The 10,063-nt window shown below is 70.9% G+C and carries 8 protein-coding genes and 1 pseudogene; all 9 read left to right on the forward strand.

From position 1 onward, the window contains the following. The coding region (locus tag QZH52_RS38170) for an amidohydrolase family protein (RefSeq protein WP_301816473.1) at positions 1-376 on the forward strand (376 nt) is incomplete at its 5' end. Continuing rightward, positions 373-1,353, forward strand: coding sequence for a Bug family tripartite tricarboxylate transporter substrate binding protein (locus QZH52_RS38175; protein WP_301816474.1), 981 nt, complete (start codon positions 373-375; stop codon positions 1,351-1,353). The genes QZH52_RS38170 and QZH52_RS38175, both read left to right, overlap by 4 nt. Before the next feature lie 60 nt (positions 1,354-1,413). After that, positions 1,414-2,916: an ABC transporter substrate-binding protein gene (locus tag QZH52_RS38180; protein WP_301816475.1), complete on the forward strand. Its 1,503-nt coding sequence runs from the start codon at positions 1,414-1,416 to the stop codon at positions 2,914-2,916. A gap of 45 nt (positions 2,917-2,961) precedes the next feature. Next, a complete protein-coding gene (locus QZH52_RS38185; RefSeq protein ID WP_301816476.1) occupies positions 2,962-4,329 on the forward strand; it encodes an amidohydrolase family protein in 1,368 nt (455 codons plus the stop codon). Then, positions 4,326-5,270 (forward strand): ABC transporter permease, encoded by a 945-nt coding sequence (locus QZH52_RS38190; protein WP_301816477.1) that lies wholly within the window; start codon positions 4,326-4,328, stop codon positions 5,268-5,270. Before QZH52_RS38185 ends, QZH52_RS38190 begins: the two co-directional genes overlap by 4 nt. A 16-nt stretch (positions 5,271-5,286) precedes the next feature. Then, complete coding sequence (locus QZH52_RS38195; RefSeq protein WP_301816478.1) at positions 5,287-7,215, forward strand: dipeptide/oligopeptide/nickel ABC transporter permease/ATP-binding protein; 1,929 nt, start codon at positions 5,287-5,289, stop codon at positions 7,213-7,215. After that, positions 7,212-8,270 carry an ABC transporter ATP-binding protein gene (locus QZH52_RS38200; protein WP_301816479.1) on the forward strand — a complete coding sequence of 353 codons (1,059 nt, stop codon included), beginning with the start codon at positions 7,212-7,214 and terminating at the stop codon, positions 8,268-8,270. Before QZH52_RS38195 ends, QZH52_RS38200 begins: the two co-directional genes overlap by 4 nt. After that, complete coding sequence (locus tag QZH52_RS38205; protein ID WP_301816480.1) at positions 8,267-9,586, forward strand: amidohydrolase family protein; 1,320 nt, start codon at positions 8,267-8,269, stop codon at positions 9,584-9,586. The genes QZH52_RS38200 and QZH52_RS38205 overlap by 4 nt, the downstream gene beginning before the upstream one ends. 41 nt (positions 9,587-9,627) lie before the next feature. Next, positions 9,628-10,063, forward strand: a pseudogene (locus QZH52_RS38210) (amidohydrolase family protein); the annotation flags it as partial.

Genomic DNA, 10,063 nt, shown 5'->3' on the forward strand with positions numbered 1-10,063 from the left:
GACCCGCGACGCCCTCTACTGGGCCACCATGGGCGGCGCCAAGGCCTTCGGCCTCGACAAGAAGACCGGCTCCATCACTCCCGGCAAGCAGGCCGACCTGGTGATGTTCGACTGCCGCGGCATGAACATCTTCCCTGCCCTGCCCGGCGGCAACGCCGCCCACATCGTCGTCATGTACGCCGAGACCTCGGACATCGAGAATGTGCTGGTCGCCGGCAAGTTCGCCAAGCGCGAGGGCAAGCTCGTGTTCGACGCGCAGCGCTTGGCCGGACTTCAGGACGAACTGCTCGCCTCGCGCCTGCGCATGTTCGAGGAAGGCAAGTTCAAGTCCCGGCCGGTCGAGCGCGGACCGCAACCCGAGGCCTTCTTCCTGTGAAGCGCCGCGAACTCCTGCTGGGCGCCATGGGTGCACCATTGCTGGGTGCCTCGCCGGTGCAGGCCCAGGGCACGGCGAACTGGCCGACCCGGCCCGTGAAGATCATCCACGGCTTCGGCCCCGGCGGTCCGGTGGACCTGCTCGCGCGCCTGGTGGCGGCGCAGTTCGCCGACAGCTTCGGCCAGCAGGCGGTGGTGGAAGGCAAGCCGGGCGCCGGCGGCACCATCGGCGCCAACTACGTCGCCAAGGCCGAGCCCGATGGCTACACGCTGTTCCTGATGGCTTCGGGCCATGCGGCGGCACCCGGCCTCTATGCCTCGCTGCCCTTCGACGCCGCCTCCGACTTCACGATGATCTCGATGATCGCGCGCAGCCCCTTCGCGATCGTCGCGGCGACCGACGCACCGTTCAAGACGGTGCAGGAGTTGATGCAGCAGGCCAAGGCCGCGCCGGGCAAGCTCAACTACGGCTCGGGCGGGCAGGGCACCGGCATGCACCTCACGGCCGTGCTGCTGCAGGCGCGTTCGGGCATCACGCTAACGCACGTGCCTTACCGCGGCGGCGGCGCGCTCAACGCCGCGGTGATCGGCGGCGAGGTCCCGTTCATGTTCACCTCGCTGGCCGGCATGACGCCGCTGATCGAGGCCGGCCGCCTGCGTCCGCTGGCCGTGACCTCGAAGAACCGCTATCCGGGCCTGCCCGAGGTGCCCACCGTGGCCGAGACCGTGCTGCCCGGCTTCGACGTCTCGGCCTGGTACGCGCTCGCCGGTCCCAAGGGCCTGCCGATCGGCATCGTCGCGCGCCTCAACCAGATGGTGCGCGCCACGCTCGCGCGGCCCGAGATCATCGAGACCCTGCGCGTCCAGGCGGCAGAGCCCTGGTCGACCACGCCGCAGGAAGCACAGGCCTTCCTGACGCGCGATGTCGCGCACTGGACCCGCGTGATCCGCGAAGAAAAGATCAGCGCGCCGAGTTGAAGCGCGCCTCTTCGCCGCCCCGTGCCCTTGCCCTTTTCCGTTTCTTACAGAGGAGTCCAGATGAACAGCCGGATCCGCATGTCCTGGCGCCGCGTGCCGCAATTCGCGGCCGCCGCCGCGTTGACCATCGCCTGCCTGCCCGCCCTCGCCCAGCCCGCCGGCACGCTGCGCTTCGGCAGCAACCAGGGGCTGGACGACTGGGAGACCCTGACCAAGCCCAACAGCATCTACACCTCGCTGGTCTACGAAGGGCTGGCCGAGGTCTCGCCGGACGGCCTGTCGCTGCTGCCCAAGCTGGCCACCGGCTGGAAGGAAAGCCCGCGCAAGGTCGAGATCACGCTGCGGCCCGACGTGAGCTTCCACGACGGCACGCCCTTCGACGCCGCGGCCGTGGTGAAGAACCTCGAGCGCATCCGCGACACGCCCGGCCAGTGGCGCGGCGTGCTCAGCGCGGTCGACAAGTTCACGGTGGTCTCGCCCACGCGGCTGGACATCTCGCTCAAGATGCCGGCGCCCAACCTGATGCCCAACCTGGCGCGGCGCGGCGCCTTCATGGTCTCGCCCAAGGCGCTGGAGGACGGCTCGTACAAGCTCCTGCCGGTCGGCACCGGCCCCTGGAAGTACGAGGCCAAGGACACGGTGAAGGGACTGCGCACCGTCGTGACTTCCTACGACAAGTACTACGCGCCCAAGACGGTCGGCCCGGCGCGGGTGGAGGTCACGCACATCAACGACCCCGACAGCCTCTACAACGCGCTGCGCACCGGCCAGCTCGACATCGTCTGGACCAATCCCTCGATCGCCAAGCGGGCCGAGCGCGAAGGCCTCAAGACCACTTGGTTCCCCTCGGTGATGTGGCACTTGCAGATGATGGACACGGCAAAGGTCTTCAACAGCGCCAAGCTGCGCCAGGCGATCTGCCACGCGATCAACCCGCAGGACTTCATCGACGCCGCGCTCGGCGGCCACGGCAAGGTGCACACGCAGCGCCTGCGCGAGGGCATGAACGGCTTCAACCCGGCGGTCAAGGGCTATCCGCACGACCTCGCCAAGGCCAGGAAGCTGATGGCCGAGCTCGGCAACCCCAAGCTCGAGTTCACGCTGGCCACCTTCGACAACCAGCGCACCATCGCGGAGCTGTTCAAGAGCCAGATGGCGCCGATCGGCATCGACGTGAAGCTCGACTTCATGACCTTCGGCCAGTTCTTCAGTACCTTCCGCAGCGGCAAGTACCCGGCGGCCATCCTGACCGATTCGCAGGACACCGGCGCCTACGACTACTACCTCTACCACTACGCGCCGGCCGGCGCGGGCAACCCCCTGAAGACGGTCTTCCCCGGCGTCGAAGCGGCCGTGAAGGAGGCACTGGCCGCGGACGACCTGGCGGGCCAGAACGCGGGCTGGCAGCAGATGGCCAAGGTGGTCGACGAGGAGGCGCTGGACTGCGGCTTCTTCGACTACGCCGCCTACTGGGCCTACAACCCGAAACGCGTGAGCAACATCGTCTCCACCGTCGGCGACGTGGCCGTGTTCCGTTACATCGACGCCAAGGTCTCGCCCTGAGAGCGGCCGGCGAAGCATCCCCACGAACCCACGATGGCACAGCACATGTCTGACCACACACCACGCACACTGCTGATCCAGGGCGCCCTCGTCCTGACCATGGACCCCGCGCTCGGCGATCTCGAATCGGGCGATGTCCTGGTCGAGGGCCGCCGCATCGCGCAGGTCGGGACCGCGCTCGAGGCGCCGGCCGGCGCCCAGCGCATCGACGGCCGCGGCATGATCCTGATCCCGGGCCTGATCGACTCGCACACCCACATGTGGCAGGCGCCGCTCAAGGGCCTGGGCGCCGGGCTCTGGGGCACGCCCGACTACCAGAAGCACGTGTTCCCGCTGCGCGAGAAGTTCGACGCGGTCGACATGCACGACGCCTGCTTCGCGGCCGGCACCGAGATGCTCGACAACGGCATCACCACGGTGCTGGACTTCTGCCACAACACCATGACGCCGGCGCATGCCGAGCAGTCGATCGCCGCGCACCGCCGCACCGGCCAGCGCGTGCTGTTCTCCTACGGCATGCTGGGCGGCTTCTCGACGCTGGCGGCCGACCATCCGTGGCGCCTGGCGCAGGTGCGCGAGATGGCGCACGAGATCGGCAGCGGCGGCGGCGATTCGCTGGTGCGCCTGGGCATGGCGCTGGGCTCGCTCGAATACTCGGGCCTGGAGCTGGTGAAGACCGAGATCGAACTCGGCCGCGCGCTGGGCCTGCCGATGACCTTCCACCAGAACCCGCCGGCGCAGATCCGCCAACTGGGCGAAGCGGGGCTGCTGGGCGGCGACCTGCTGCCGGTGCATGCCAATCTCGCGGCCGACGACGAACTCGATATGCTCGCGGCCTGCGGCGCAGGCATCTCCTTCACGGTCGAGGGCGAGTTCGGCGGCGGCCGGGCCATGAACATCATCGGACGCGCGCACCGCGCCGGGGTCACGCCCAGCCTGGGCGTGGACATTCCCTCGCGCGTGGCGCTCGACCTCTTCGCCCAGATGCGGCTCACCTTCCAGGTGATGCGCGCCGAAGAGGCGCTGGCCGAGCGCATCACCGGCCGCTGGCCGCTGGCGCGCCATCCGGGCACGCCGCACGCGCAGCCGCGCCACATGCTCGAGTACGTGACGGTCAACGCCGCGCGCGCGGTCGGCCGCGGCGACGAGCTGGGACGCATCGCGCCCGGCTTGCTGGCCGACCTGGTGCTGCTGTCGACCGGCCCCTACAGCATGTCGCTGGGCGATCCGGCAGCGCACGTGGCCTTCCAGAGCACGCCGGCCGACGTCGACACCGTGATCGTCGACGGCCAGGTGCGCAAGCGCGACGGCCGGCTCGTGGATCTGGACCGCGCGGACGCGGCCGAGGCCACCCGGCGGGTGCGCGAGCGCGTGCTCGGCAAGGGCGTCCAGGCGGCGCGCGCAGCGGCATGAGACAGCTCTTCCTGAGCCGGCTGCTGTCGGTGGCGCCGATCCTGTTCGCGGTGTCGCTGTTCACCTTCCTGCTGACGCGCATGACCGCCACCGATCCGGTGGTGCAGATCCTCGGCCCGGGCGCCTCGGCCGCCGACCGCGCCGAGTACGCGCACAAGCTCGGGCTCGACCGGCCGCTGGTCGAGCAGTTCTTCCGCTGGCTGGCCGACGCGCTGCGCGGCGACCTCGGCAGCTCGCTCTACACCGCGCTGCCGGTCGCGCCCACGCTCGCCGACGGTGTCAGCGTGACCCTGACGCTGGCGATCGCGGGCATGCTCCTGGCCTTGCTGATCGGCATTCCGCTGGGGATCTGGGGCGCGGTGCGCCATGGCTCCTGGGCCGACCGGCTGCTCTCGACCATCGTCTCGCTGGGCCTGGCGGTGCCGAGCATCTGGCTCGCGCTGCTGCTGTCGCTGGCTTTCGCGGTCGAACTGCAGTGGTTCCAGGTGGTCGGCTACACGCCCTTCGCGCAGGACCCGCTCGAATGGGCGCGCGGCCTGGTGCTGCCCGCGGTCGCACTGTCGGTGCACACCGCCTCGGTGATCGCGCGCCAGATGCGCAGCGCGATGATCGACGTGCTGCGCTCGCCCTACGTGCATGCGCTGCGCGCGCGCGGGCTGCCGCAACGCCTGATCATCTCGCGCTATGCGATCCGCAACGCGATGGTGCCGGTGCTCAGCGTGATGGCGATCCAGATGTCGGTGCTGGTCGGCGCCAGCATCGCGGTCGAGCGCATCTTCGCGATCCCCGCGCTCGGCACCCTGCTGGTCGACAGCGTGGTGCGCGGCGATTTCCCGGTGCTGCAAGGCGCGGTGGTGGTGATCGCCACCATCGTGCTCGCGGTCAATCTCGCCACGGACATCGGCTACGGGCTGATCAATCCGAAGGTGCGGGCGCATTGAGGCGACCGGTCCCGCCATGAGCGAAGTCGCCACCCTCCCCCCCGTCCATGCCGCGGCGCCGGACGACGGCGCGCGCATCCCGCGCAAGTCGCCCTGGCGCCTGCTGTCGCGGCCTTTCGCGCTGCTGCCCGCGGCCTTCCTGCTGCTGGTGCTCGCCTGCGCCATCGGCGCGCCGTGGATCGCGCCGCACGATCCCTTCACGCCGGCCATCCGTCATCGCCTGGAGGCGCCCGGCGCCACCTACTGGCTGGGCACCGACGACCTCGGCCGCGACATGCTCTCGCGGCTGATCTTCGGCGCCCGCACCGCGCTGCTGGCCTCGTTCGAGAGCGTGGGCATCGGCCTCGCGGCCGGCGTCAGCCTGGGCCTGCTGGCCGGCTACGTCGGCGGCTGGCTGGACCGCCTCGCGATGCGCCTGGCCGACGTGATGCAGTCCATTCCCGCGGTGCTGCTGGCGCTGGCGCTGATCGGCGTGCTGGGCAAGGGCTTGGGCAATGCGATGCTGGCGGTCGGACTGATCTTCGCGGTCAGCTTCATGCGCATCACGCGCGCCGTGGTGCTGGCCGAGCGCGAGCAGCTGTACGTCGATGCGGCGCGGGTGCTGGGCCTGCGGCCGGTGGCGATCATGCTGCGGCAGATCCTGCCCAACGTCTCGGGCCCGCTGATCGTGCAGGCCTCGATCTCGCTCGGCACCGCGCTGCTGATCGAGGCCATGCTGAGCTTCCTCGGCGTCGGCGCCGACAGCACCCAGGTCAGCTGGGGCTCGATGCTCGAGACCGCGCGCCAGTTCCAGAGCGAGCAGCCCTTGCTGCCGATGGTGCCGGGGCTGGCGATCACGCTGACAGTGCTGTCGTTCAACCTGCTGGGCGACAGCCTGCGCGACGCCCTGCTGCCCGGCGGCGCGGCGCCGGCACGTCCCGTGGCCCGCAAGGCCACCCCCAGCGCGGCCACGACCGCCGCCGACGCCGAGACGCCCACGCCCGCCGACACGCTGCTCGAGCTGCGCCAGCTCAGCGTGCGCGCCACGGTCGGCGGCGGCGAGGCCGAACTGCTGAGCCGGGTCTCGCTGCATCTGCGGCGCGGCGAGGTGCTGGGCCTGGTGGGCGAATCGGGCTGCGGCAAGTCGATGACCGCCAGCGCCATCCTGGGCCTGCTGCCGCGCGGCGCGCACATTGCCGGCGGCTCGGTGCGGCTGGGCGGCACCGAACTGGTCGGCCTGCCCGAGGAAGCGCTGCGCCACATCCGCGGCCGCCGCATCGGCATGGTGTTCCAGGACCCGAACGCGGCGCTGTCGCCGGTCCACACCATCGGCACCCAGCTCTGCGACATCCTGCGCGCCCACTCCAGAATGAGCCGCGCGCAGGCCCTGGCGCGTGCGGTCGAGCTGCTCGACCTGGTGGGGGTGCCCGACCCGGCGCGCCGGCTGCAGGACTATCCGCACCAGTTCTCCGGCGGCATGGCGCAGCGCGTGGTGATCGCCGGCGCGCTGGCCTGCGAGCCCGAGCTGCTGATCGCCGACGAACCCACCACCGCCCTGGACGTGACGATCCAGGCCCAGGTGCTGGACCTGCTGGCCGACCTGCGCCGGCGGCTCGGCATGTCGGTGCTGCTGATCACGCACGACCTGGGCGTGGTGGCCGACCTGTGCGACCGGGTGGCCGTGATGTACGCCGGGCAGATCGTCGAGACCGGCAGCGTGCAGGACACCCTGGCCGCGCCGCGCCATCCCTACACCGCCGCCCTGCTCGATGCCATGCCGCGCGGCCGGGGCGATGCCCGGCTGTCCACCATCGCCGGCCGCGTGCCGCCGGCCTGGGCCTGGCCGCAGGGCTGCCGCTTCCACCCGCGCTGCGCCCATGCGCGCGCCGCCTGCACCCAGCAACCCGTGGCGCTGCAGGAAGGCGTTCGCTGCATCCGCAGCGACATCCAGGAGCGCGCCGCATGACCGCGAAACCCCTGCTGTCGGTCGAACGTCTGTCGGTCGACTTCAAGCTCAAGAGCGGCCTGTTCCGCACCCGCACGCTGTCGGCGGTGCGCGATGTCAGCTTCGACATCGAGCGCGGCAAGACCTTCGGCCTGGTCGGCGAGTCCGGCTCGGGCAAGAGCACCATCGGCCGCGCGGTGCTGCGGCTGGTGCAGGCCTCGGCCGGCCGCATCGAATTCGACGGCCAGGACGTGACCGCCTTCGGCCGCGCCACGCCGCTGGCCTTCCGCCGCGATGTGCAGGTGGTGTTCCAGGACCCGATGTCCTCGCTCAACCCGCGCCAGACCGTCGGCACCACGCTGGGCCAGGCGATCGACCGCCATCGGCCGATGACCGCGCAGCAGCGCGAAAAGGAAATCGCCAAGCTGGTCGACAGCGTGGGCCTGGCGGCCTACCAGGCGCAGCGCCATCCGCACGAGCTGTCGGGCGGGCAGCGCCAGCGGGTGGCGATCGCGCGCGCCCTCGCGGTTCAGCCACGCCTGATCGTCTGCGACGAGCCGGTCAGCGCGCTCGACGTCAGCACGCAGGCGCAGGTGATCAACCTGCTGGTGGACCTGCAGCGCGAGTTCGGCCTGTCCTACCTGTTCATCGCGCACAACCTGGACGTGGTGCGCCATGTCAGCCACCGCATCGGCGTGCTCTATCTCGGACGGCTGGTGGAGGTCGGCCCCGCCGCGCAGGTGCACGAGGCGCCGCGCCATCCCTACACCCGCATGCTGATGGCCTCGACCCTGGTGGCCGACCCCCGGGTTCAGGCGCTGCGCACGCAGGAGCGGCGGCTGCAGATCCGCGCCGAGCTGCCGAGCCCGCTGTCGCCGCCGCCGGGCTGCGCCTTCAACACGCGCTGCGCCTGGGCCGACGCGCGCTGTCGCGGCGAGATGCCGCAGCTGGCGGCTGCCGGCGGCGGCGTCGAGGCCGCGTGCCTGCGCCTGCCCGCGGTGGCCGCAACGCCGCAGGGACAACTGCCGGCGCGTGTGGACCCCGGCGTGCGGCAGATCGAGGAGGCGACAACATGAGCATCCTGCTGCGCGGCGCCACCGTGCTGACCATGGACCCGGCGCTCGGCGACCTGCCCTTGGGCGACGTGCGCATCGAGGACGGCCGCATCGCCGCCGTGGGCGCAGACCTCGAACGCATGCCGGGCGACGAATTGATCAATGCCCAAGGCATGATGCTGCTGCCGGGCCTGATCGACACCCACACCCACATGTGGCAGGGACCGCTCAAGGGCCTTGGCGCGGCGCAGTGGGGCATGGCCGACTACCACCGGACCATCTTCTCCCTGCGCGAACGGCTCACGGCCGAGGACATGCACGACGCCGCCTTCGCCACCGGCGTGGAGATGCTGGACAACGGCATCACCACGGTGCTGGACTTCTGCCACAACGTGATGTCGCCAGCGCATGCGGCACGGTCGCTCGACGCGCACCGGCGCACCGGCCAGCGGGTGCTGTTCTGCTACGGCATGCTCGGCAGCTTCGAGACCCTGGCGGCCGACCATGTCTGGCGCCTCGAGCAGGTGCGCGGCCTGGCGCGCGAGATGGCGGGTGCGGGCGACGACGCGCGCGTGCGGCTGGGCATGGCGCTGGGCTCGCTCGAATACGCCGGCATGGCGCTGTTCGAGGCCGAGGTGGCCACCGGCCGCGAGCTCGGCCTGCCGATGAGCTTCCACCAGAACGTGGCGGGCCAGTTGCACGAGATCGAGGCCGCCGGCCTGCTCGGGCCCGACCTGCTGCCGGTGCATTGCAACCCTGCGCTCGACGCCGAGCTCGCGCTGCTGGCGCGCCACGGCTGCGGCATCTCGTTCACGCCCGAGAGCGAGGTCGGCGACGGCCGCTCCACCCGCGTGATCGCGCGCGCCCACCATGCGGGCGTGACGCCGAGCCTGGGCGTCGACGTGCCTTCGCGGGTGGCGCTCGACCTGTTCTCGCAGATGCGCATCACCTTCTGGCTGATGCGCAACGAGGAGGCGGATGCCGAGCGCAGCGCCGGCCGCTGGCCGCTCGCGCGCTATCCCGGCGTGCCCTTCATCCAGCCGCGGCACCTGCTGGAATACGTCACGGTCAATGCCGCGCGTGCGGTTGGGCTGAGCGATACGCTGGGCCGCATCGCGCCCGGCTGCATCGCCGACCTGCTGCTGCTGCGCTCGGGCGCCTACAGCCCCTCGCTGGGCGATCCGGCCGCGCACGTGGTGCTGCAGGCCACGGTCGGCGACGTCGACACCGTGATCGTCGGCGGCCAGGTGCACAAGCGCGCCGGTCGGCTGACCGAAGTCGACCGCGCCGACGCGGTCGCCGCCACGCGCCGCATGCGCGAGCGACTGTTTGCGTGAGCGAAGACCCGCGCCCCAGATTCAAAGACCGAAAGAACTTCATGCCTCGAATGCTGATCAAGAACGCCAACATCCTGTCGATGGACCCCGCCGTCGGCGACTTCGACGATGCCGACATCCTGATCGAGGACGACAAGATCCTCGCGGTCGGCCCGAACATCGAGGCCGGCGACACCGAGGTGGTCGACGGCCGCGGCCGCATCGTCACGCCAGGCCTGGTCAACGCCCACATCCACACCTGGGAGTACCAGCTGCGGGGCATCGGCGCCGACTGGGTCAGCAGCCGCGACTACCACGCCAACATGCACAAGAAGCTGGCAACCCACTACGAGGCGCGCGACGTCTACCTGGGCAACCTGCTGGGCGCGCTGAACCAGTTGCGCAACGGCACCACCACCATCGTCGACTGGTGCCACATCCTGCGCGATGCCGAGATGACCGACACCGCCATCGATGCCCTCGAGGCGTCCGGCATCC

Origin of the sequence: Variovorax ginsengisoli (assembly GCF_030486595.1) — a bacterium.
GTDB classification, from domain to species: domain Bacteria; phylum Pseudomonadota; class Gammaproteobacteria; order Burkholderiales; family Burkholderiaceae_C; genus Variovorax; species Variovorax ginsengisoli_B.

Coding starts and splice junctions, on each gene's coding strand:
- QZH52_RS38205 (WP_301816480.1), top strand. CDS start 8,267: ATGAGCATCCTGCTGCGCGGCGCCACCGTGCTGACCATGGACCCGGCG.
- QZH52_RS38195 (WP_301816478.1), top strand. CDS start 5,287: ATGAGCGAAGTCGCCACCCTCCCCCCCGTCCATGCCGCGGCGCCGGAC.
- QZH52_RS38190 (WP_301816477.1), top strand. CDS start 4,326: ATGAGACAGCTCTTCCTGAGCCGGCTGCTGTCGGTGGCGCCGATCCTG.
- QZH52_RS38185 (WP_301816476.1), top strand. CDS start 2,962: ATGTCTGACCACACACCACGCACACTGCTGATCCAGGGCGCCCTCGTC.
- QZH52_RS38200 (WP_301816479.1), top strand. CDS start 7,212: ATGACCGCGAAACCCCTGCTGTCGGTCGAACGTCTGTCGGTCGACTTC.
- QZH52_RS38180 (WP_301816475.1), top strand. CDS start 1,414: ATGAACAGCCGGATCCGCATGTCCTGGCGCCGCGTGCCGCAATTCGCG.